The organism is Mucilaginibacter sp. SG538B (genome assembly GCF_013376065.1).
GTDB lineage: Bacteria > Bacteroidota > Bacteroidia > Sphingobacteriales > Sphingobacteriaceae > Mucilaginibacter > Mucilaginibacter rubeus.
In genome coordinates this window covers 151721-176072 of record NZ_JABMJI010000002.1, presented here as the reverse complement: position 1 = coordinate 176072, position 24352 = coordinate 151721, and the positions used below count along the sequence as shown (strand labels likewise).

21 protein-coding genes are annotated in these 24352 nt (G+C 44.9%); 8 read left to right on the top strand and 13 right to left on the bottom strand.

Going from position 1 to position 24352, the window contains the following annotated elements:
• Positions 1-129: 129 nt before the first annotated feature.
• From FHW88_RS10080 to ftcD, 5 genes are all read left to right on the top strand, one after another.
• Complete coding sequence (locus tag FHW88_RS10080) at positions 130-639, top strand: MarR family winged helix-turn-helix transcriptional regulator (protein ID WP_090530113.1); 510 nt, start codon at positions 130-132, stop codon at positions 637-639.
• Complete coding sequence (gene hutH, locus FHW88_RS10075) at positions 632-2191, top strand: histidine ammonia-lyase (protein WP_176625217.1); 1560 nt, start codon at positions 632-634, stop codon at positions 2189-2191. Before FHW88_RS10080 ends, hutH begins: the two co-directional genes overlap by 8 nt.
• Positions 2169-3839: a urocanate hydratase gene (gene hutU / locus FHW88_RS10070; protein WP_176625215.1), complete on the top strand. Its 1671-nt coding sequence runs from the start codon at positions 2169-2171 to the stop codon at positions 3837-3839. Before hutH ends, hutU begins: the two co-directional genes overlap by 23 nt.
• Before the next feature lie 102 nt (positions 3840-3941).
• Positions 3942-5168 (top strand): imidazolonepropionase, encoded by a 1227-nt coding sequence (gene hutI / locus FHW88_RS10065; RefSeq protein ID WP_090530104.1) that lies wholly within the window; start codon positions 3942-3944, stop codon positions 5166-5168.
• A gap of 52 nt (positions 5169-5220) precedes the next feature.
• A complete protein-coding gene (ftcD, locus tag FHW88_RS10060) occupies positions 5221-6912 on the top strand; it encodes a glutamate formimidoyltransferase (RefSeq protein WP_176625213.1) in 1692 nt (563 codons plus the stop codon).
• Between the two features lie 306 nt (positions 6913-7218).
• Here ftcD and ilvA read toward each other — a convergent pair whose 3' ends face one another.
• From ilvA to ilvD, 13 genes are all read right to left on the bottom strand, one after another.
• A complete protein-coding gene (gene ilvA, locus FHW88_RS10055; protein ID WP_176625211.1) occupies positions 7219-8469 on the bottom strand; it encodes a threonine ammonia-lyase IlvA in 1251 nt (416 codons plus the stop codon).
• A gap of 2 nt (positions 8470-8471) precedes the next feature.
• The gene (locus FHW88_RS10050) at positions 8472-9638 is read right to left on the bottom strand and encodes a 2-isopropylmalate synthase (protein ID WP_090530095.1); all 1167 of its coding nucleotides are present in this window, start codon (positions 9636-9638) and stop codon (positions 8472-8474) included.
• 144 nt (positions 9639-9782) lie between these two features.
• Positions 9783-10538 carry a methyltransferase domain-containing protein gene (locus FHW88_RS10045; RefSeq protein ID WP_176625209.1) on the bottom strand — a complete coding sequence of 252 codons (756 nt, stop codon included), beginning with the start codon at positions 10536-10538 and terminating at the stop codon, positions 9783-9785.
• Positions 10539-10692: 154 nt separating this feature from the next.
• Entirely contained in the window at positions 10693-11106 is a 414-nt protein-coding gene (locus FHW88_RS10040; protein WP_176625207.1) for a hypothetical protein, read from the bottom strand.
• 15 nt (positions 11107-11121) lie between these two features.
• Positions 11122-12192, bottom strand: coding sequence for a 3-isopropylmalate dehydrogenase (leuB, locus tag FHW88_RS10035; RefSeq protein WP_176626767.1), 1071 nt, complete (start codon positions 12190-12192; stop codon positions 11122-11124).
• 67 nt (positions 12193-12259) lie between these two features.
• Complete coding sequence (locus FHW88_RS10030) at positions 12260-13054, bottom strand: methyltransferase domain-containing protein (RefSeq protein WP_176625205.1); 795 nt, start codon at positions 13052-13054, stop codon at positions 12260-12262.
• A gap of 78 nt (positions 13055-13132) precedes the next feature.
• On the bottom strand, positions 13133-13723 hold the full coding sequence (leuD, locus tag FHW88_RS10025) for a 3-isopropylmalate dehydratase small subunit (protein ID WP_176625203.1): 591 nt from the start codon (positions 13721-13723) through the stop codon (positions 13133-13135).
• 50 nt (positions 13724-13773) lie between these two features.
• Complete coding sequence (locus FHW88_RS10020) at positions 13774-14064, bottom strand: antibiotic biosynthesis monooxygenase family protein (RefSeq protein ID WP_176625201.1); 291 nt, start codon at positions 14062-14064, stop codon at positions 13774-13776.
• A gap of 91 nt (positions 14065-14155) precedes the next feature.
• On the bottom strand, positions 14156-15571 hold the full coding sequence (gene leuC, locus FHW88_RS10015; protein ID WP_176625199.1) for a 3-isopropylmalate dehydratase large subunit: 1416 nt from the start codon (positions 15569-15571) through the stop codon (positions 14156-14158).
• 161 nt (positions 15572-15732) lie between these two features.
• Positions 15733-16791, bottom strand: a complete 1059-nt coding sequence (gene ilvC, locus FHW88_RS10010) for a ketol-acid reductoisomerase (protein ID WP_176625197.1) — start codon at positions 16789-16791, stop codon at positions 15733-15735.
• A gap of 189 nt (positions 16792-16980) precedes the next feature.
• Positions 16981-17583 (bottom strand): acetolactate synthase small subunit, encoded by a 603-nt coding sequence (ilvN, locus tag FHW88_RS10005; protein WP_091213124.1) that lies wholly within the window; start codon positions 17581-17583, stop codon positions 16981-16983.
• Between the two features lie 23 nt (positions 17584-17606).
• Complete coding sequence (ilvB, locus tag FHW88_RS10000; RefSeq protein ID WP_176625195.1) at positions 17607-19343, bottom strand: biosynthetic-type acetolactate synthase large subunit; 1737 nt, start codon at positions 19341-19343, stop codon at positions 17607-17609.
• Positions 19344-19480: 137 nt separating this feature from the next.
• Positions 19481-21187, bottom strand: a complete 1707-nt coding sequence (ilvD, locus tag FHW88_RS09995; protein WP_175490025.1) for a dihydroxy-acid dehydratase — start codon at positions 21185-21187, stop codon at positions 19481-19483.
• Positions 21188-21576: 389 nt separating this feature from the next.
• Between ilvD and FHW88_RS09990 the strand changes: the two genes are divergently transcribed.
• The 3 genes from FHW88_RS09990 (at position 21577) to FHW88_RS09980 (ending at position 24277) form a co-directional block, all read left to right on the top strand.
• On the top strand, positions 21577-22284 hold the full coding sequence (locus FHW88_RS09990; RefSeq protein WP_090530078.1) for an ankyrin repeat domain-containing protein: 708 nt from the start codon (positions 21577-21579) through the stop codon (positions 22282-22284).
• Positions 22238-22627 carry a Fic family protein gene (locus FHW88_RS09985; protein ID WP_229701751.1) on the top strand — a complete coding sequence of 130 codons (390 nt, stop codon included), beginning with the start codon at positions 22238-22240 and terminating at the stop codon, positions 22625-22627. The genes FHW88_RS09990 and FHW88_RS09985 overlap by 47 nt, the downstream gene beginning before the upstream one ends.
• Positions 22628-22771: 144 nt before the next feature.
• Positions 22772-24277, top strand: a complete 1506-nt coding sequence (locus tag FHW88_RS09980) for a TlpA family protein disulfide reductase (protein ID WP_176625193.1) — start codon at positions 22772-22774, stop codon at positions 24275-24277.
• The last annotated feature ends 75 nt before the right edge of the window (positions 24278-24352 follow it).

Here is a 24352-nt window from a genome sequence, read left to right as displayed (position 1 = left end):
TTTTTGTTATTTGTTTGAGCTGTTTTGTTGTAGAGACGCATGTGATGCGCCTCTACAGTCAAAAAAATAACATTTACACAAGTCCAAAATAAAATTTGCAATTATATAAGCACTTATATAAATTGCATTATGAATTTATATCAAAGCCTCGGGCATCTGGTTTTGGGCAGCCGTTTGAGGCGGCTGAGTGAAGCTTTTTTGGCCGAAATTAATCGTGCTTATCAAACCGCGGGTATCGATTTTGATGCCAGCTGGTTTCCCGTGTTTTATTTACTGTCAAGGAATGATGCTTTATCTATCAAAGAATTAAGCGAACAGATAGAGGTTTCACATCCTGCTGCCAGTCAGCTGATCACTAACCTGAAAAAAAGAGGACTTGTAAGTACTGATACCTGTAGCGACGATGGCAGGCGGCAACTGGTTACCCTTACAGCCGAAGGGCGTGAGTTACTAAAGCAGGTAGTACCGGTTTGGGATGCTATCAGCCTGTCGATGGTCGAACTTGTTGCTAAAGACGAAGCGGCGAAACAATTACTGCCGGCCATAAGCGCGCTTGAAAATACTTTCCGCCAAACTAAACTGGCCGATAACATCGTTGAAAAACTGAATACCAATTTAAAACCCGCCGGCAATGACTGATAAATTTAATTACGGCACCGACCATCTTACAATAGGTATTTGTCTTGATATAGCAGCGGGCAAAACCAAAGGCATCATTAACAAAGAAGCCGCCGACATGATCAAATCTTCATGGCGCGAGGTGGAAAAAATTGTGCATAGCCATCATCCGGTTTACGGCATTAATACCGGCTTTGGCCCGCTTTGCGATACCCGGATTTCGGAAGAAGATACCAGTTTGCTGCAAAGCAATATCCTCAAAAGCCATAGCGTAGGTGTCGGAAAACCCATCCCGCAGGAAATTGCCAAACTCATGATGATTACCAAAGTGCAGGCTTTGGCACAAGGCTATTCGGGTATTGCGCTTGCAACGCTTGAACGGATCATCTGGCATATCGATAATGATATTATCCCGGTAGTTCCCGAAAAAGGTTCGGTTGGGGCTTCCGGTGACCTGGCACCCTTATCGCACCTGTTTTTACCATTAATTGGTTTGGGAGAAGTATTTGAGAATGGCGGGAGGATACCGGCCGGAGAACTTTTAAAGAAGCACGGTTTACAGCCGTTATCCCTTGGCCCTAAAGAAGGCCTTGCCCTTATCAATGGCACACAGTTTATCCTGGCTTTTGCAGCCAAGGCTGTACAACGCCTGGATGATGTTCTGAACCGTGCCGACCTCATCGGTGCCATGTCATTAGAGGGATTGATGGGCTCTATCCGTCCTTTTGATGAGCGGCTGCACCAGATCAGGCCTTTTAAAGGTACAAGGATGGTAGCCCATCGCCTGTTTACTTTGCTTGAGGGATCAGAAATCAATTCGTCGCACATCAATTGTGACAGGGTGCAGGACCCATATTCGTTGCGCTGTATGCCGCAGGTGCACGGTGCATCACGTAATGCATGGCTGCATTTGAAAGAACTTACCGAAATAGAGCTCAATTCGGTTACCGATAACCCGGTTATTTTTAATGCCGATGATACCATTAGCGGGGGCAATTTTCATGGACAGCCACTTGCTTTGCCGCTTGATTATGCAACCACAGCAGCAGCCGAAATTGGTAACATTGCCGACAGGCGCTGCTACCTGATGAGCGAAGGTCGTTACGGTTTGCCCAAACTGCTTACGCATGATGCCGGGCTTAATTCGGGCTTGATGATTCCGCAGTATACCACTGCCGCCCTCGTTACCGAAAATAAAACCCTCTGTTTCCCCGCCAGTGCCGATAGTGTGCCAACCTCACTTGGGCAGGAAGATCATGTATCCATGGGTTCTATAAGCGGGCGCAAGTTACACCAGGTGATAGATAATATTGAATACATTCAGGCTATTGAACTGCTTTACGCGGCGCAGGCTATGGATTTCCGCAGGCCGCTAAAATCGACGCCGGTTATTGAGGCTTGCCATCAATTGGTAAGGCAGCATGTAGCTTTTATACAGGACGACCGTGTTTTTGCCGATGATATTAACAGCCTCCATAAACTGATTACCGATGGCTCCCTGCTGAAAACCGCAGGCGAAGCCGCTATTGCTCACCAAATTGATTTAAGTCATGACGAGTTCGGAATTTATTAAAACCTACGCTAACCACCCGGTGTATAAAGCGCCGCGTGGGATGCAGCTTCATGCTAAAAGCTGGCAAACCGAGGCTCCGCTCAGGATGCTGCTTAACAACCTTGATGGCCAGGTAGCCGAAAATCCCGATGAACTCGTGGTTTACGGTGGTATCGGTCAGGCTGCCCGTAACCCGGAGGCGCTCCGCAAAATTATTGAGTTGCTGCTGGAGTTGGATGAGTATCATTCATTGCTGATCCAGTCGGGTAAGCCGATTGGGATCATCCGGAGCCATCCCGAAGCGCCAAGGGTTTTGATAGCCAACAGTAACCTGGTGCCGGCATGGGCCAACTGGGAGCATTTTAATGAACTGCGCGAAAAAGGGCTGATGATGTACGGGCAGATGACCGCCGGCAGCTGGATCTATATAGGTACGCAGGGCATTTTGCAAGGCACCTATGAAACCTTTGTGGAATGTGGTAACCAACATTTCAAGAGCAACCTGGCCGGAAAACTCATTGTAAGTGCCGGTTTAGGAGGAATGGGCGGCGCTCAGCCATTGGCTGCAACCATGGCCGGTGCCGTGTTTTTAGGCGCCGATGTGGATGCGTCACGGATCCAAAAGCGGGTTGATACGAAATATATCGACAGGATGACGGATTCGTATCATGAAGCTATCGCCTGGGTAAAAGAAGCCATCGCCAAAAAGGAGCCGCTTTCGGTGGGATTAGTAAGCGATGCCGGTGATTTGCTCGAAAAACTATTGAAAGATAATATCATCCCTGATATGCTTACTGATCAAACTTCGGCACATGATCCGTTGAACGGCTATATTCCCAATGGTTTGTCACTAGATGCTGCCGCTGCTTTGAGGAAAAACGATGCGGTTGAATATAAACGGCTTTCGCTGAAAAGTATGGCAAGGCATGTGAGTTTGATGCTGGATCTGCAAAGTAAAGGGGCTATCACTTTCGATTATGGTAACAACCTGCGCGAGTTTGCGCGGCAGGGTGGCGAAGCTGATGCTTTTAACTTTCCGGGTTTTACGCCGGCTTATATCCGTCCGCTGTTTTGCGAGGGTAAAGGTCCGTTCAGGTGGGTAGCGTTATCCGGCGATCCGGAGGATATTTATGCTACCGATCAGGCGCTGATCGAAGCTTTTCCCGAAAATAAACCTTTGATTACCTGGCTTAAAAAAGCTCGGGAGAAAATTGCTTTTCAGGGCCTGCCTGCCCGCATCTGCTGGCTTGGGATGGGCGAACGTGAAAAAGCCGGACTGATATTTAACGAACTGGTGGCATCCGGCAAAGTAAAAGGCCCGATAGTAATTGGTCGCGACCACCTGGACTGTGGTTCAGTAGCATCGCCCAACCGGGAAACGGAAGCCATGTTAGATGGCTCGGACGCGGTATCCGACTGGCCGTTGCTTAACCTGATGGCCAATGCATCAGGCGGCGCAACCTGGATCTCGTTCCATCATGGCGGCGGGGTAGGCATGGGCTATTCTCAGCACGCCGGCATGGTGGTACTGGCCGACGGCAGCCATCGCGCAGCAACTTGCCTGAAACGGGTATTACATAACGACCCGGCTATGGGTATTTTTAGGCATACTGATGCCGGATATGATAAAGCTGCCGAATGGGCGGATAAGTTTGGGTTGAGAGCTTAAAGCAAAAGTCAAAGACTCAAAGCTTTTATCGAAATATTGTTTATGTCTTCATTTGGTTAAGGAAGCTTTATGCTTTCAGCCTTTTGCATTCAGCTTAAAAAGATGAAAAAACTAATAGGTCCATTCACTCAAATACTGCCTTTAACAGGCTTGCCGCTTAAAGGCGCGCTGAAGGATGAGCAATTGCAGATTGTTACCAACGGCGGCGTATTGGTTGAAGATTGCCTTATATTAGCTGTTGATGATTTTGAAAAGCTCCGTAAAAACCACCCGTCGGTGCAAATAGAAGAAATAACCGGCGATCAGATCTTGCTGCCTGGCTTTGTGGATTGCCATACGCATATCTGTTTTGCAGGTAGCCGGGCTAAGGATTATGCCATGCGCAATGCCGGTAAAAGCTATCTGGAAATTGCAGCCTCGGGCGGCGGGATCTGGGATTCAGTTACACAAACCAGCGCAGCTACCGAAACTGAATTAAGCAGTTTAATGACGAAACGGATAGCCCGTCATTTGGCAGAGGGGGTAACAACTATTGAAATCAAAAGCGGTTACGGATTGTCGCCCACTGAAGAACTCAAACAGCTAAAGGCTATTCGTCAGGCTGGTAATAAAACTCATGCTCATATTGTGCCAACCTGTCTCGCCGCGCACATTAAACCTAAAGATTTTGATGGTGACGGAAATGAATATCTGAAATATTTGCTGAATGAGCTGTTGCCGAAGATAAAGCAACAGGATTTGGCCAACCGGGTGGATGTTTTTATTGAGCAAAGCGCTTTCAATACCAGCGATGCCCTATTTTATTTAAGCAGGGCCAAGCAGATGGGATTTGAGGCTACCGTTCATGCCGATCAGTTTACAACCGGAGGTAGCGAAGTTGCAGTTAAAGCAAGGGCAGCCTCAGCGGATCATCTGGAAGCGAGCGGCGATTATGAGATAAAATTATTAGCCAATTCAGATACTGTTGCTGTAACTTTACCCGGCGCCTCGTTAGGCTTGGGAATGGGATATGCCCCTGCCCGGAAACTGCTTGATGCCGCAGCCTGCCTCGCCATTGCCAGCGACTGGAACCCCGGTTCGGCTCCAATGGGCGATCTGCTGATGCAGGCGTCGGTAATGGCGGCGGCTGAGAAATTAAACACGGCCGAAGTTTTCGCGGGTTTAACTTATCGCGCGGCACAGGCATTAAAACTAAATGATCGCGGTGTATTAACCAAAGGTAAGCTTGCCGATATGCAGGCCTATCCATGTAATGATTACCGTGAGATCTTATACCAACAGGGAAAACTAAAACCAGCCCAAGTTTGGACGGCAGAGAATAACGATTAAGCAAGTTTTGCAACTTGCTTAGCTACCAATGAACCATTGAACTAATGAACCAATGACCAAATTAATAGAATGCGTACCCAATTTTAGCGAAGGTGTTAACCTCGATATCATTAAACAGATAACAGATGCAGTTGAATCTGTTGAGGGGGTAAGACTACTCAATGTTGATCCGGGAAAGGCGACTAACCGTACCGTGGTAACTTTTGTGGGCGAACCGGAAAAAGTGATTGAAGCCGCCTATCGTGCCATAAAAAAAGCAGGCGAACTGATTGATATGAGCAGGCAAAAAGGCGAACACCCAAGGATGGGCGCAACAGATGTTTGCCCGCTGATACCGATCAGTAATATTACGATGGAGGAAACTGCGGAATATGCTAAGCAATTGGCCAAACGTGTAGGTGATGAATTGCAGATCCCGGTTTATTTGTATGAGGCTGCGCAGCCTAACAAAAGCCGGAGTAACCTCTCGGTGATCCGCGCAGGGGAGTATGAGGGTTTTTTCAAGAAGATCAAACAACCCGAGTGGGCACCCGATTTCGGTCCGGCGGAGAACGATGTTAAGCGCGGGGCAACTGTAATTGGGGCACGTGATTTTTTAGTTGCTTATAACGTTAACCTGAATACTACTTCTGTCCGCAGGGCAAATTCTATCGCTTTTGACGTGCGTGAAGCCGGCCGTACCCTGCGCGAAGGGGACCCAATCAACGGTAAAATAGTATATGACGAACATGGCAAAGCCAAAACCATTCCGGGTTCGTTGAAATCTGTAAAAGCTATCGGCTGGTACATTGAGGAATATGGCGTTGCCCAGATCTCGATGAATTTGACCAATATCAATGTTACCCCGGTTCATAAAGCTTTTGACGAAGTGTGCGATAAAGCTGCTGCACGCGGCATCAGGGTAACCGGCAGTGAGCTGGTGGGATTGATCCCATTGAAAGCGATGCTTGATGCAGGCAAATACTTTTTAGAGAAACAGCAGCGATCTACAGGAGTAAGCGAAAAAGAACTTATCAGCATAGCCATCAAATCAATGGGGCTTGATGAACTTTCACCCTTTAAACCCGAACAACGGATCATTGAATATTTGCTGAAAGATAAAGCCGACAGCAAACTTATTAACATGAGCCTTACCGATCTGGCCGATGAAACTGCCAGCGAAAGCCCGGCACCGGGTGGTGGCTCGATCTCGGCAGCTGTTGGTGCTTTAGGAGCGTCGCTGGCTACTATGGTGGCTAACCTGAGCTCGCATAAAAAAGGATGGGACAACCGCTGGCAGGAGTTTAGCGACTGGGCGCAAAAAGGCCAGCAATTTAAAAATGAGCTGTTAGCATTGGTTGATCAGGATACCACAGCCTTTAACCAGATCATGCAGGCGTTCTCTCTGCCAAAATCAAACGATGAGGAAAAGGCAGTTCGTGATAAAGCCATACAGGATGCTACCCGCTATGCTATTGAAATTCCTTTTAAAGTAATGGAGGCAGCTTTAGACAGCATGGAGGTGATTAAAGCAATGACACTAACAGGTAACCCCAATTCCATAACCGATGCAGGAGTGGCCGCCCTTTGCGCCCGTACCGCGGTATTAGGTGCATTCATGAATGTAAAGATCAATGCTTCGGGTTATAAAGATAAAAGCTATGTAGTTGACGTTATTTATCGTGGCAATGAAATTGAGCGGAAAGCGATTGCGCTGGAAGCGGAGATTATTGAGTTAGTGAATGAGAAAATAGGGTTGGAATAGCCGAAGCTGCTCCCAAAACGTCATTTTAAGACAGACTTAACGCCAATGGCGCAAGTGTTGCGCGGATGACTGTGGGAATGTTCACTTGTGCCTGGTAGGAGGACAGATGATTTATAAGGGGCTCTCCTTTATGTCATTGTGAGGCACGAAGCAATCGCACGGAAGCATGGCCGCTCTGTATTGTATGCGATTGCCACGCTCCGCTCGCAATGACATGGTTTTTATACAGCTATATAAACAATAATCCCCGGTATGCAAGTCTGGCTTGTATATCGGGGACTGCTTCGTTTCTCGCAAAGGCATAGTTTACACCAAATACTCAAACAAAGTTTGATCTTTATTCAGTTCAATAACATTGAAACGGTGCGCATGCATCCGTTGTAACAAGGCCGGATAATCTTCAGCATTTTTCAGCTCGATACCTACCAATGCCGGGCCGTTTTCTTTTTCATTCTTTTTGATGAATTCGAAACGGGTAATATCATCACCAGGGCCTAATACGCTATTCACAAACAGTTTCAAAGCTCCCGGACGTTGCGGGAAACGTACTATGAAGTAATGTTTCAGGCCTTCATACAGCAGCGATTTTTCTTTGATCTCCTGCATGCGGGCAATATCATTATTGCCGCCGCTGATAATACAAACTACCTTTTTACCTTTGATCTGCTCTTTGCAGGCGTCAAGTGCGGCTACCGATAGTGCGCCGGCTGGCTCAACCACAATGGCATCCTCGTTGTAAAGTTTCAGTATGGTGGTACAAATTTTACCTTCGGGTACCAGCAGCATATCGTCCAGGATATCTTTGCAGATATCATAAGTTAATGCGCCAACGCGTTTAACTGCAGCACCGTCAACAAAGCGGTCTATCTCGTCTAACGTAATTGGCTTACCATGATTTATGGCACCCAGCATAGATGGGGCGCCTTCGGGTTCAACGCCTATCAGGCGGATATCAGGATTGTTATTCTTAAGATAGGTGCCTGTTCCCGACGCAAAGCCGCCACCGCCGATGGGCATAATCGCCACTTCGACATCGGGCAGGTCCTGCAGTATTTCAACGCCTACGGTTCCCTGGCCTTCAATAACGCGGTAGTCATCAAAAGGAGGGATGAAGGTCATCTGGTTTTTTTCGGTGTAGGCGAGGGCCTCGGCCAGGCAATCGTCAAAGGTATCGCCGGTGAGTATGATCTCTATATTGCCATTGCCAAACATGGCGGTTTGTTTAACCTTTTGTTTGGGGGTAATTTCGGGCATAAAAATTACACCTTTGATATTCTTTTTATTGCATGAAAAGGCTACGCCCTGGGCATGGTTACCAGCGCTGGCGCAAACCACACCGCGGCTCAACTCATCATCATTTAACTGACTGATCATGTTGTATGCGCCGCGCAACTTATAGGAGCGAACAACCTGCAGGTCTTCGCGTTTTAAATAAACCTCACACTCGTATTTTGCCGAAAGACCGGCGTTATATTGCAGCGGGGTACGTTTCACAACGTCTTTTATCCGCTGGTATGCCGCTTCAAAATCAAGCTGGCTTTTTGTATCAGTTTCCATTGTTAGTTTTTTACCAGTCGGTGGGCCATTAGGCCTTGCAAATCCTGGTCATTTATGTCAAGCTTGCTATCGGCAAGCGTTAAAAAGTTATTGTAAACAAAAGCAAGTTCTTCCTTATCCAGCGTATATCCTAAACGCTCCAGATGGAATTTCAGAGCATGCCTGCCGCTGCGCGCGGTTAGCACTATTGTGGCGCTCGGAAAGCCTACATCTTCAGGGCGAATGATCTCATAGTTTTCGCGCATTTTCAGGAAGCCGTCCTGATGAATACCTGAGCTATGGGCAAAGGCATTGGCACCTACAATAGCTTTATTAGGCTGTACCGGCATCCGCATTTGTGTGCGGATCATCTGGCTCAATTCATAGAACCGTTTAGAGTCGATGTTGGTATGCAAGCCTAAAGTATGGTGTGTTTTGAGGATCATCACCACTTCTTCGATAGAGGTATTACCTGCACGCTCGCCGATACCATTGATGGTACCTTCAATTTGGCGTGCGCCGTTCTGTAAACCGGCAATTGAGTTGGCAGTAGCCAAACCAAGGTCATTATGGCAATGTACCGAAATGATAGCCTTATCAATATTTTTAACGTTCTCCTTCAAAAACTTGATTTTGGCACCGTATTGATCGGGCAGGCAGTAACCGTTAGTATCCGGAATGTTTACTACAGTAGCACCGGCGGCAATAACAGCCTCAACCATTTGCGCCAGGTAAACTACATCTGCACGACCGGCATCTTCAGCATAAAACTCAATGTCTTCAACTGATTTTTTTGCGTATTTAACGGCTTCAACAGCGCGCTCTAAGATCTCTTCGCGGGTGCTATTGAATTTATGCTTAATGTGCATATCAGACGAACCGATACCCGTATGGATACGCGGGCGTTTGGCATATTGCAGAGATGCTACAGCAGCGTCAATATCACCTTTGTTGGCTCGGGTAAGTGCGCAAACGGTAGGTTCTTTAACGGCCTTTGAAATTTCAACAACGCTTTGGAAGTCGCCCGGACTTGAAACCGGGAAACCTGCTTCAATAATATCCACGCCCAGTAGTTCCAGTTCCTTAGCTATCTCAATCTTTTCGGGGGTTGTTAACTGGCAACCCGGTACCTGCTCGCCATCGCGGAGCGTGGTATCAAAAACATAAACGCGGTTGGGATCGTGTAACATATCTTTTATTTTGATTTGAGATGTCAGATATGAGATTTGAGACTCATATCCTTCATCAGTGTTTATTTCTTTTTTTATCAAAACGCAAAATTTAAGTTAGAGAAAAAATCTCATATCTCAAATCTCACGTCTCATATCTAAGTCCTACTTTTTAATGGCAATAAATCTTAACCTTTTATAGTCGGCATACCATTGGCCGTTGTCATTATAAAAAGGTTCAAGCTTTCTAGTGATCTCGGCCAGGATTTGTTCTTTCTCATCCTCGGGAATGCCTTCTAAAAACTGTGCACCAAACATAGTAATCCATTTGGCTACACCCTGGTCGCCATCCTGTAGTTCAGTTCTGCGATCATAATGAATCATGTAGGTCACCCTGAAACCATGCTCTTCCAGTTTGGTAGCATATTCGCCAACCGAAGGAAAATACCATATTTTGGTATCGGCTTTTTCATTATAACCGTGGTTATGCAGTACCAATTTGGTAGCCTCAATTAAACGTTCAACATTGTCTTTGCCACCCATTTCGGCTACAAACCTACCACCTTGCTTAAGGCTGTTGGCTACGCTGTGAATAGCACCGTTAGCGTCAAGCACCCAATGCAGCGCTGCATTTGAAAACACAGCATCATACTTTTCAGCAGTGTGGAAATCAGCCGCGTTCTCTACCGCGAAATCAACCTCGGGATAAAGCTGTTTAGCCTGGGCTATCATTTCGGGTGAGTAATCAGTACCCTTTACAATAGCTCCTTTATCTTGTATTTGCTTGGTTAAATGGCCTGTACCACAACCCAGGTCAAGGATGCGCTCACCGGGTTTCACGTCCAGCAACTCAAGCACATCTTCCCCGTATTTAAATACGAAGGCATGCTTTTGGTCGTACAAATCAGCGTTCCATTTCATTGTTTTATATGATTACACCGATGTTTTTTGATTACACCGATTTTGTTTTTTTGGGATTTCACCGATTAGTAGATGATTTCACCGATTTTATTTCAATTCCCTCCCTTGGGAGGGGTGCGGCAGGTTGTGGCAGGGAGGGGTTTCTGCTACGCGCTTATCTAACCCCTTCCTCCTCCTTCCCCAAGGAAGGAATCGCACTTTCCTGCGCTCTTATTTTGTTCTTAATATACAGTATGGTATAAACCACCGCACTTACCACAAACAAACTATTAACCCAAATCACCTTGCCAATGGCATCTGCCGAAGCTGCGGTAACAACTATTACTACCAGGCTGAGGGCTATAATCACCCATAACATCAGCCTGCTGTTTGAGCGTATGATGGCATAAACTCCGGCTGTCTGACCTGCTATTGCAAATAACAAAACCAGGTTTTCAAGCTTTTCGTTATCATCCATGTTCATGGCCATCAGCACCTCGATAAAGGCAAATGTCCCTCCTCCGTTACTGGCTCCGTAGCCGCAAAAGAGGAACAAAATCATCATGAAGATGCTGAACTTCGTCATCATGACAATGGCTAACTACTATAAATATTCAAGCACTTTTTGGCCCATTGCCGTAGTGCCTAAAATTTTGGCTTTGTCGGTATTAGCATCAGCGATATCGCCGGTGCGGTAGCCGTCTTTCAGCGTTTTATCAATAGCATCGGTTATCTTTTTAGCCTCATCTTTTAAGCCGAAACTAATTTCAAGCATTAAAGCTACTGATAATATCGATGCCAGTGGATTGGCTTTATCCTGACCGGCAATATCATGTGCTGAACCGTGGATCGGTTCAAAAAATCCAGTGCCATCACCTACCGAAGCCGAAGCCAGCATACCCATAGAACCTGCAATTTGCGATGCTTCGTCGGTAAGGATATCGCCAAAGAGGTTAGCGGTTAATACTACATCAAACTTTTTAGGGTTTTTAACCAGCTGCATAGCTGCGTTATCAATAAACATGTGCTCTGTTTCAACATCAGGGTATTGTTTGGCAATTTCCTGCACCACCTCGCGCCATAAGCGTGAAGCCTCAAGTACGTTTGCTTTATCAACAGAACATAACCTTTTACCACGTACACGGGCTGCTTCGTAAGCTTTGATAGCAATACGCTCAACTTCGTAACGGGAGTAGATCATCAGGTCTGATGCTGTATTACGATCTTCGCTGCGTTTTTTCTCGCCGAAGTAAACGTCGCCGGTTAGCTCGCGGAAGAAAAGGATATCAGTACCTTTCAGTATTTCAGGCTTAAGGCTCGATGCATCCAAAAGCTCATCAAACAGCATAATAGGGCGCAGGTTGGCGTACAAACCAAGCTCTTTACGGATCTTTAACAATCCCTGCTCCGGACGTACTTTAGCCGACGGATCATTATCATACTTGATGTGACCGATAGCGCCAAACAGGATAGCATCGCTTGCTTTAGCTTTAGCCAGTGTTTCATCGGGCAGCGGATTGCCGGTTGCCTCGATACCTGCATGACCCATCAGGGCTTCGTCGAACGTAAATTCGTGGCCAAAATCCTGACCGATTTTTTCTAAAACTGCTTTACCCCAGGTGGTAACCTCAGGGCCTATCCCGTCGCCGGGTATTACTAAAATGTGTTTTTTAATTCCCATGCCCCCAAACCCCCTAAAGGGGGATTTTTTATTTTATGGTTAATAATTTCAGGACTTAAGCCTATTTAATTCCTCTTACTTCTTTTAGTTTCATCACCATTTGCTCGGCCTCGTTTTCTACCCATTCGGTATACTCGCCAATGGCCTGCAAGCGCGATTCATCATCAATATAACCTTCTTCAACCATTTGCCTTGACTGGGCTACTTTTGCCCAGATACCTGCTTTGCCTTCAAAGTTATATTCGCCTTTTTGGTAAACCTCATCGGCATTAAATACTTCGATGTTGGTAAAACCTGCTTCCTGCAAATATTCAGGCAGGTCTTCGGCGATATGATTGTTCATGCCTGCATCGCCCCGCCACCTTAAAAAGGTAGCATAAAAGCGCTGCATACTTGCCGGTGGCTGCGGCTGCCATTGCAAAGCCTCGTGGTTATAATCCAAAATGGATACTGTACCACCCGGTTTTAACAGCGAATGCATTTTCTTTAAAGCCTCAACCGGGTTGTTTAACCATTGTAGCACACGGGCCGAAACAATAAGGTCGTACTTTTCTTCCGGCTCAAAGCTGAACAGATCAGTATAAATGAGCTCCATATTTTGAACCGAAGCATAAGTTTCCTTACCGCTCTGGATAAAATATTCGGTATTATCAATGCCTGTAACATGACCAGTTTCACCAACCAAAGCAGCAATATCTTTAGAGATAGCGCCTGTGCCACAACCCACATCCAGCACCTTCAGGCCGGGCCTGAGCAAGGGGGCAAGGGTTGAATAATCATTCGCTAAACTCCGTTCGTCGAATAACTTGGCGGTACCTTTACCTTCTCTCTGGATATGCTTGTTTGTTGTTGTCATTTGCTTTGCGTCATTAAGCTCCGCTGTCATTAGGTCATTGAGCCATTTTTTCTGACCTTTTAGCTTTCGCCTTTAACCTTAACGGGCTACTTCAAATTCTTCAATCTTGCCTTTTTGGCTTAGGATGTAGTCGATATCATCGTAACCGTTTATTAAACAAGCTTTTTTGTAAGGGTTGATCTCGAAGCTTTCCTGTTCGCCGGTTGATGAGATTTTGATAGTCTGACTTTCAAGGTCGATTTCAACTTCGGCTTTGTTGTCGCCATAAACTTCGTCGAAGATCTTTTTCAGAAAATCATCGCTCACCTGTACAGGCAGCAAACCGTTGTTAAGTGCGTTTCCTTTAAAGATATCGGCAAAAAAGCTGCTCACAACTGCGTCGAAGCCATAATCAGATATAGCCCAGGCAGCGTGTTCACGGCTACTGCCGCAGCCAAAGTTTTTGCCTGCAACCAACACCTTACCGCTAAAGTTTGGATCGTTAAGCACAAAATCAGCTTTGGGGGCATCATTGCCCTCATAACGCCAATCGCGAAATAAGTTATTGCCAAAACCATTGCGGGTGGTAGCCTTCAAAAACCTTGCAGGAATGATCTGATCCGTATCGATGTTTTCGATAGGCAAAGGCACTACAGTGGTTTGAATGTGTTTAAATATTTTAGTTGCCATCTTTTTTAGATTTGAGATGTTAGATATGAGATGTGAGATCTAGTATCTCCCTACTCAATATCAGTATAATGTTCAACAGTTGGGAAAGGATCATAAAAATGATGTAATAAACCTTTCCATTCCTCGTATTCTTTTGATCCTCTGAAGCCTTCTGTATGGTCGGTAAGTTTTTCCCACTCAACCAATAAAACAAACTGGCTTGTATTTTCTATACATCTTTTTAACTGATGTGAAATGTAGCCTTTCATTTTTGATATGACACCCTTTGCTTTGGAAAATGCTTCAATGAAAGCATCTTCCTGGCCGGGGATAACATTTAGTATGGCTACTTCGAGTATCACTTATTTATAGACTTGAGCTGTTAGAAGTGAGATATAAGAGAGTGTGATTGAAGCTTTGTCTCATATCTCAAATCTCACGTCTCATATCTAATTAAACCAATTCCTCTTCCTTCAGAAATTCTCTTATATCCGTAACCACACCTGTTATGGCACTTGCTGCTGCGGTAAGCGGGCTTGCAAGGAATGTACGGCTATTAGGTCCTTGTCTTCCTTCAAAGTTGCGGTTTGAGGTTGATACGCAGTATTTACCTGCCGGGATCTTGTCCTCGTTCATGCCGAGGCATGCGCTGCAGCCTGGTTCGCGGAGCGGGAAACCTGCTTCGTTAAATATTTTGTCCAGGCCTTCGGCAATGGCTTGTTGTTGTACTTGTTTTGAGCCGGGAACTACCCATACGGTAACATTATCGGCTTTGTGTTTGCCTTTTACAAACTCGGCTACCTGGCGTAAATCTTCAATGCGCGAGTTGGTACAGCTGCCGATGAACACGTAATCAATTGGTTTGCCCAATAGCGTTTCATCATCGTGCAGGCCCATGTAATCAAGGGCTTTTTTATATGATCCCTGTTCTTTAGCTTCAAACGAAGCAGTTTCAGGAACGTGTTGTGTAACACCGATGCCCATACCCGGATTTGTTCCGTAGGTGATCATCGGCTCAATATCTTCGGCTTTAAAGGATAATACTTCATCAAAAGATGCATCAGTATCAGAGTATAAAGTTTTCCAGTAAGCAACTGCTTTATCCCACTCTTCGCCTTTAGGGGCAAATTCGCGGCCTTTTACGTAACTAATGGTGGTTTCGTCGGGAGCAATAAGTCCGCAACGGGCGCCCATTTCAATACTCATGTTACAGATGGTCATGCGGCCTTCCATGCTCAATGAGCGGATGGTATCGCCTGCATATTCAACAGCATAACCGGTACCGCCGGCGGCCGAGATCTGCGCAATGATGTAAAGGATAATATCCTTTGCGCCAACGCCTTTTTGTAGTTTACCGTTTACTTCAATTTTCATGCGTTTTGGGCGCGACTGAAGTAAACACTGGGTAGCCAATACCTGCTCAACCTGCGAAGTACCTATACCAAAGGCAATAGCACCAAAAGCGCCGTGGGTTGAAGTATGGCTGTCGCCGCAAACATAAGTACCACCCGGACGGGTGATGCCCAGCTCGGGGCCTATAACGTGAACAATACCCTGGTACGGGTGGCCTAAGCCATATAGCTCAACACCAAACTCTTTACAGTTTTTGGTTAGCATATCTACCTGGTAGCGTGAAAGTTCTTCTTTAATGGGTAAGTGCTGATCAATGGTTGGAACGTTGTGATCGGCAGTAGCCACAGTTTGTTTTGGCCTGAAAACGGGCAAGCCCCTTTGACGCAAACCATCAAATGCCTGCGGACTGGTTACCTCGTGAATGAAATGTGTATCGATATACAAAATATCCGGGAACCCCTCGCTGCTACTGACGACGTGCGCATCCCAGATCTTATCAAATAATGTTTGTCCCATTTTATTATTTTTCTTTAGTAACGTCATTGCGAGGTACGGAGCAATCCCCGATTAGCAGATCCGATCTGTAAAGTTTGGGATTGCTTCGTGCCTCGCAATGACGTGTTGGTGAGTTTATTTTAAGGCTTTCGCCTTTTACCTTTCGGCTTTCACCTAATTTATTAAGCTTCTACAACCTGGTTTTCAGGGCGTAAGCTGCGTACGGTTTTGCCTGCTTGCCATAATTCGCTTTCGCGTAATTCTTTTAGTTCGGCATCCAGTTTTTCGCGGTAATCTGGCTGGCTGTTTGAGTCGATAGAACGTTGTGACTCTTTACCTGTAGCAACGCTTTCGTAAAGCTCTTCAAATACCGGTTTAGTAGCATCACGGAATTTTTTCCACCAGTCAAGCGCGCCGCGTTGAGCAGTAGTTGAACAGTTAGCATACATCCAGTCCATGCCGTTTTCAGCAACAAGTGGCATTAACGATTGAGTAAGCTCTTCAACTGTTTCGTTAAATGCTTCAGATGGAGAGTGACCATGGCTACGCAATACATCGTACTGAGCAGCAAAGATACCCTGAACACAACCCATCAAAGTACCACGCTCGCCGGTTAAGTCGCTGTATACTTCTTTTTTGAAGTTGGTTTCGAATAAGTAACCGCTACCTACAGCGATACCTAAAGCGATAACACGCTCAAATGCTTTACCTGTAGCATCCTGGAAGATAGCGTAGCTTGAGTTTAAGCCACGGCCTTGCAGGAACATACGGCGTAATGAAGTACCTGAACCTTTAGGAGCAACCAGGAACACATCAACATCAGCAGGAGGCACGATACCTGTTTGCTCGTTGAAAGTGATGCCAAAGCCGTGAGAAAAATACAATGCTTTGCCTGGAGTTAAGTGTTTTTTAACAGTTGGCCATACTGCGATTTGGGCTGCATCGCTTAATAAGTAGCAAATTACAGTTCCCCTTTCCAGGGCTTCTTCAATTTCAAAAAGTGTTTCGCCCGGTACAAAGCCATCGCTGATAGCTTTATCCCAAGTTTTGGTGCCTTTACGCTGACCAACAATTACGTTGATACCGTTATCTTTTTGGTTCAGGGCCTGGCCCGGACCTTGTACACCGTAGCCAATTACCGCTACTACTTCATCTTTTAATACTTCCTGAGCTTTTGATAAAGGGAACTCTTCGCGGGTTACTACGTTTTCTTCAGTGCCGCCGAAATTTAGTTTTGCCATTGTTTTTTGATTTTTGTGATTTCACCGATTAGTGGTGATCTCACCGATTTTATTTGTATTGAGTAATTTATTTTTCTGGATTACACCGATTATTGGGTGATTACGCCGATTTTTTGATTGATGATTTTGATTGTCTTTTCTAACCTAATCTCTATTCTCCAATCACTAATCTCTCCGCCTTCGGCGGGATTACATCGTAAACACCTTCTCGCCCTGGTTAAGGTATTCGTTTTCGATCACCTCTTCACCTGGTTCAAGCCTTTCAAATTCGCGCAGTTTGCTGTTAAAGCCTTCGCTATCCTTAATGATAGCTACACGGGCACTGCGTACAAATTCTATCAGGCCGTAAGGCTGTAAAATGTTGATCAGGTTATCTGTTTCTTCACGGTGACCGGTGGTTTCAAACACAGTGTAATCCTTACGGATCACTACCGCGCGGGCACCGTTTTCACGTAATAAACGCTCAACGCTAACCTTCTCTGCAATTACATCAGTTGATACTTTATATAACGCTAATTCCTGCCAAATCACATCTTCGTTGGTATGATAGTATGCTTTTAATACCTCAACCTGTTTTTCAATCTGGCGGGTAAGTTTACGCACTACCTCTTCATATTCGTTAATTACGATATTGAAGCGGTGAATACTGTCAATCTCCGATGGAGAAGTGTTCAGGCTATCGATATTGATTTTACGGCGTGTAAATATAATAGCTATCCTGCTTAATAAACCAATTTGGTTTTCGGTATATATGGTGATGTTAAATTCCTGTTTTTTTTCTGCTTCGCTCATGATCTGTCTTTTTTAGAAGGCTTTTACTTTAATCTGATCTCACTTACACTACATCCTTGTGGTACCATCGGGAACACATTGTTCTCTTTGGTAACCATTACTTCTAAAAGGAATGACCCCGGTGCGCTCAGCATTTCATTTAACGCTGTAGTTAAATCAGCACGGTCATCAACCAGTTTGCCGGGGATGCGGTATGCTGCGGCTAATGCCACAAAATCAGGGCTTTGAATATCAACAAATGAGTAACGACGTGAATTGAACAGCTCCTGCCATTGCCTTACCATGCCCAGGAAACGGTTATTAAGGATGATGATCTTTACGTCAACACCGCTTTGCATAATGGTACCCAATTCCTGGCAGGTCATCTGGAAACCACCATCGCCAATAATAGCTACTACTGTGCGGTTTGGCGCGCCAAATTTGGCACCTATAGCAGCTGGCAATGCAAAGCCCATAGTACCTAAACCACCGCTGGTTACATTGCTGCGGGTGTTATTGAACTGCGCGTAACGGCAGGCTACCATCTGGTGCTGGCCTACGTCGGTAACGATAACTGCTTCGCCTTTGGTGATCTCGTTAAGCTGTTTGATTACCTCACCCATAGTCATCTCTGGAGTAGTTGGGTTAAGCTCGTTATGGATAACTGCTTCAACTTCCTGGCGGGTGTAGTCATTGAATTTAGCTAACCATTCTGTATGTTCTTTCTTTTCGATGGCCTTGGTCAGCAATGGAAGTGTTTCCTTGCAATCGCCCCAAACCGGTACGGTTGATTTTACGTTTTTGTCGATCTCGGCAGGGTCAATATCTAAGTGAACAACTTTTGCTTGTTTAGCATATTTATCCAGGCGACCGGTTACACGGTCGTCAAAACGCATACCTATCGCGATCAATACATCGCACTCATTGGTTAACACGTTAGGGCCGTAGTTGCCGTGCATACCTAACATACCAACATTTAACGGGTGATCGGAAGGGATAGCACCGGCACCAAGCACTGTCCATGCTGCAGGGATACCGCTTTTTTCAACAAAGGCTTTAAACTCCTGCTCGGCACCGCCCAAAATAACACCCTGACCAAACAGGATGAAAGGTTTCTGAGCGCTGTTGATTAGGGCAGCAGCCTGCTCAATATATTGCGGACGAACGATTGGTTTCGGCCTGTAGCTACGGATATGATCGCATGGTTTGTAACCTGCGAAATCAAACAACTGGATCTGCGCGTTTTTGGTAATGTCTATCAATACCGGACCTGGCCTGCCGCTACGGGCAATGTAAAATGCCTTGGCAATAACTTCCGGGATTTCGGTGGCATCAGTTACCTGGTAGTTCCATTTGGTAACCGGGGTGGTGATGTTGATTACGTCAGTTTCCTGGAAGGCATCGGTACCTAAAAGGTGCGCGAATACCTGTCCGGTGATACAAACCAATGGGGTACTATCGATCTGGGCATCGGCCAAGCCTGTTACCAGGTTGGTAGCGCCCGGGCCGCTGGTGGCAAATACCACACCCACTTTGCCCGATGTACGTGCATAACCCTGGCCGGCGTGAATACCGCCCTGTTCGTGGCGTACCAGTATATGGTTCAGTTTATCATTATAATCAAACAAAGCATCATAAATGGGCATGATAGCGCCTCCTGGGTAACCAAAAATGGTATCGGTACCTTCGGCTATCAATGCTTCCAATAATGCTACCGATCCTGAAACGTTTACGGTTTCGGTGGCGGCTGGCGCGGTTAAGGTTTCTTGTGCAGTTTCCATACCTGTATTTTTTATATTCACAGCACTTTTTGGTGCTAAACTGATTTATTCTATCTGTCTCTAATTTGCTAAAATGAACGGGCTTAGTTTGTGTTCATTTTATTCATGGCTTTTTTATGAGCCATTTTGTTCATTAATTATTCGTCGGTAACGCAGCCTTCGGCAGCGGTAGTTACGTTTTTAGCGTAACGGTATAACACACCCTTGGTAACCTTCAGCGCCGGTTTTTGCCATGCGGCACGGCGTGCGGCTATTTCTTCTTGCGGTAGCGAAACGTTTATAGTATTGGCAACAGCATCAATATTAATGATATCATCGTCTTTTACCATCGCTATAAACCCGCCATCGTAAGCCTCGGGTGTGATGTGACCGACGACGAAGCCATGCGTACCGCCGCTAAAGCGTCCATCTGTAATTAATGCAACTGAACTACCCAAACCAGCACCGAATATGGCTGAGGTTGGTTTTAGCATTTCCGGCATGCCTGGCGCGCCTTTAGGGCCTACGTTGCGGATCACCACAACATCGCCCTTTTTAACACGGCCACTCTGGATACCGGCAATCAGTTCAAACTCGCCGTCAAATACACGGGCAGGGCCGGTGAAACGTTCACCTTCTTTACCGGTGATTTTGGCAACGCTACCACCTTCGGCAAGGTTTCCGTACAAAATTTGCAGGTGACCGGTAGCTTTAATAGGGTTTTCTTTCGGTTTGATGATCTTTTGAGTCTCAAACTCCAGGGCCGGGATCTCGGCAAGGTTTTCGGCAATGGTTTTACCGGTAACAGTAAGGCAATCACCATGTAACCAGCCCTGCTCTAAACAGTATTTCATTACAGCCGGAACACCGCCAATGTTGTGCAGATCTTCCATCATGTATTTACCGCTTGGTTTCATATCGGCCAATACCGGGATCCGGTTACTTACAGCCTGGAAATCATCCTGGGTTAATTTAACGTCAACGCTTTTTGCCATCGCAATCAGGTGCAATACAGCGTTGGTTGAGCCGCCCAATACCATGATCACAACAATTGCATTTTCAAATGCCTCACGGGTCATGATATCTGATGGTTTAATATCCTTTTCTAACAATACCTTGATAGCTTTACCGGCGGCAAGGCATTCTGCTTTTTTCTCAGCGCTTAGGGCAGGGTTTGATGATGAATACGGTAAACTCATACCCAATGCTTCGATAGCGGCAGCCATGGTATTCGCTGTATAGATACCGCCACAGGCGCCGGCGCTTGGGCAGGCATTTTTAATAACGCCCATAAAATCAACATCATCTATCTGGCCGGCAATCTTTTTGCCCAAAGCCTCAAATGCAGATACAATGTTCAAGTCTTCACCTTTCCAGTGGCCTGGTTTGATAGTACCACCGTAAACCATGATTGAAGGACGATTTAAACGGCCCATAGCCATGATGGAACCTGGCATGTTTTTATCACAACCCGGTAGTGTAATTAAGCCATCATAATACTGAGCGCCGGTTACAGCCTCAATTGAGTCGGCAATGATATCGCGGCTCACCAATGAGTAACGCATACCTTCGGTACCATTGCTCATGCCATCACTTACACCTATAGTGTGGAAAATGAGGCCTACCATGTCTTCATCCCAGATACCTTGTTTAACCAGCTTAGCCAGGTCATTGAGGTGCATGTTGCAAGTGTTACCATCGTAACCCATGCTGGCCACGCCGACCTGTGCTTTGCGCATATCATCGTCGGTTAAGCCAATCCCGTAAAGCATGGCCTGTGCAGCAGGCTGGGTTGGGTCCTGGGTAAAGGTTTTGCTATACTTGTTCAATTCTATAGCGTTGGTGGTATCTGATGATGAACTCATTTTGTTAGATATGTAGACAGTTTTAGTATTTAATTTTGTTGATGATACTGGTTTACTTGGTATCGAAAATCAATATATGTAAGGTAGCCATAGCATCAGGCAATAGCAATAGTAGGCACTGATTTTTTGAAATAAGTAGTTTATTTTAATTTTTTTTATTTTATAAAATTTAATTCTGTTTTATGTTAAAATAAAGATATAAAATTTTTAATGAAATATACCAAAGTTCAAAACGGTATTCGGTATGTTTTTTATGCATGCATAGTAAGTTGTCGATTTTCTGCCTGAAATGGGGGGAATGGTAATTTAACTTTAGAAAAAAAGTATCCGGCTGTGCTAATGGAAGTTGATAAATGATTAGTTTCAGGCATTAATATCATATACTTACAATGAACAAAATCCTAATCCTGACATTACTGCTATTTAGCGTAACAAAAAGTTTCTCGCAAGATGCATTTACCGCCATCGAAAACAAAAATTACGATCAGCTTTCCGAATTATTGAAATCACCAAAGAATATAAACATAAGAGGTAAAAATGATATGACACCCTTGCTTAAAGCAGTAGGGCAAAACGATCTTAAAGCTGTAAAGATGTTGGTGGAAGCGGGAGCTGATTTAAGCTTTGTTCCAAAATCAAATTGGACACCCCTGATGGTGGCTTGCCAAAGCGGCAGTACCGAAATGGCCGCCTACCTGATTGAAAAAGGTGCAGATATTAATGCTAAAGACGAGCACAATTGGAACCCCATCATTATAGCATCAAGAAACGGACAGGCAACAACGGTTGCCTTGCTGTTAACCAAAGGAGTTGATGTAAATTGTAAAGCGGCAGATAAATCTACCCCGTTATTAATAGCCTCTTATAAGGGGCACTATGATGTGATAAAGTTACTGCTTGAAAAAGGTGCCGATCCAAACCCGGTAAATCGGGATAGCGAAACGGCTTTGTTTTTAGCTGCTAAACAGGGCCTGGCCGAAATAGTTAAATTATTGCTACAGCATCATGCCGATAAAACCTTTATTAATAAGGATGGGGTGAGTATTTGCGATGCTGCTAAAAGCAACGGTTACAAAGAAATCTGTGATTTGCTTTAGCGAGGCTTCGTCTGATTTGGTCGAACAAAAACTGGAGTCGCTTTTTAATGATATCGAGCTGTTATTGCAAGCTAAGTTGGCCGTTCCGGAAGCATTCTTTTCTGCCTCAATGATCCACTTGATGTTTGTGAAGATCCATCCTTTTGAAGATGGCAATGGACGTACTGCACGCCTGTTTGAAAAATGGTTCATATCCGAAAGCTCGGTCCTAAAGCCTGGTTCCTGCAAGCGGAAAAATATCACTATGACCATCAATAACATCAGGCTGCTGGGACTGGAATATGAGTTGCTGGATTATTCTGCGGCTCTGCCTTTTTTGCTGATGTTGCCTCAATCTCTTTAAATAGTTCAGTACCCATTATTCTGCACATTTGCACCCCGTAAAATGGTAAGTATGAATCCTAAGTTGTAGAATTAAAAATAAGAGTTGATTTATTCGAATAGTTTATTTCTTTATATTTGAAATAATCTAACCCTGTCACCCTGAATGAAAAACCTAACCTGTATAATTCTACTGCTCTTAGTAGCAACGGCAAATGCCCAGATAAAAAAGAAACCTGTTAAAGCTGTTGCTGAAAATAAGCCGCTAATTGTCTCAACTCCAAAAGCCACGGCTGTAATTAAAGGGAACGTCAAAAACTTTACTGATAAATATTGGGAGATGGCTGTAACCGGCGATTTAACTAACTACTCATTAACAATACCGGTTGATAAGGACGGCAATTTCAATACATCTATAAATATTGACGGAGATACCGAAGATATCTATCTGTACCTCAATGATGATGCTATCACCGTTTGCGCCCAAAGGAACGATACCCTGGTACTTAGTTGGGATAATAAGGACTTTAAAAGCACATTCCGCATCACCTCTCCTTTCCAGCATACAAACGAGCGGTTGCAAACCATGATGCTGATGTATAATCTCTACCGTAAAGAGTCGATGGATTTGGGACAATCCTTATATGATAATAAACTCACCGATTCCGCAAAGTTTGAGAAGATCAATAAGTTATATAATAAAGTGATGATGACAGCTGCGGTGCATCTTGATCATCCCGAAAGTCAGAAGTTAATTACCGATGTTTATTATCAGTATGTTGGTTTTTTGAATAGTCATCACTTGTTATCTAAATATGAGTTGCATATAAACGACACCTCTGCTACAGGAAAAGCGCTCAATCAGCAATTTCCTGCCGGAGCATATCACGCCCAATCAGAGTTTTCTTTTAAAAACAGCAATAGCTACAAAGAATTTATTTTTAACTACGTCCGATTTTATAAGGGATTGAATAATACAACGATAATAGGATCGGATTGGGATAAGAAAATGACGCCTTTTGCTCCTGCTTGGGATGAATATTATCTGGGCCTGGCCAATCTCCATTTAATTGAGCTTCGTGACTGGTTTGTAACGAAAGCCATAGAGATGGATTTTGGTTACTATTCGTTTGACGATGCTGAGAACATCTACAAGGATTTTAAAACTAAGGTTAAAACGCCAAGATATGCAGATACTCTTGCGCAATTTTATGCAACTGTACGGCAATTAAAACCCGGTAATCTGGCGCCTGAATTTAGTTTGAAGAATGATAAGGGTGAGGTGGTGTCCTTGAAAAGCTTCCGGGGAAAAGTAGTGTATATCGATTTTTGGGGCGTAGGATGCGGCCCTTGCGTTTACGAAATAAAGAACACGACTGCAGCTTTGCACGAGCAGTATAAAGATAAGAATGTAGTGTTCCTCAACATCTGTGTTGATTCGGACGAGAAAGCGTGGAAAAGTAGTTTGGCCTCATTAAATGTAAGTGGTGCCAACCTCATTGCAGAGGGCTGGACAAGAAACCCGGTATGTCAAAAATATAACGTAACAGGTATCCCTCATTATATTACAATCGGAACCGATGGCAAGATTGTAAATAATAACAGCGAAAGGCCATCATCCGGGTATACACTTACAGCAGAGCTTGACAAGGCTTTGAAACAAGCGCATTAACGAGAAAGGTTATGATTGATAAAAATATAGGTCATTATTGATTGTAAGGTATGAAGCAATCCCCATGGCAATTAC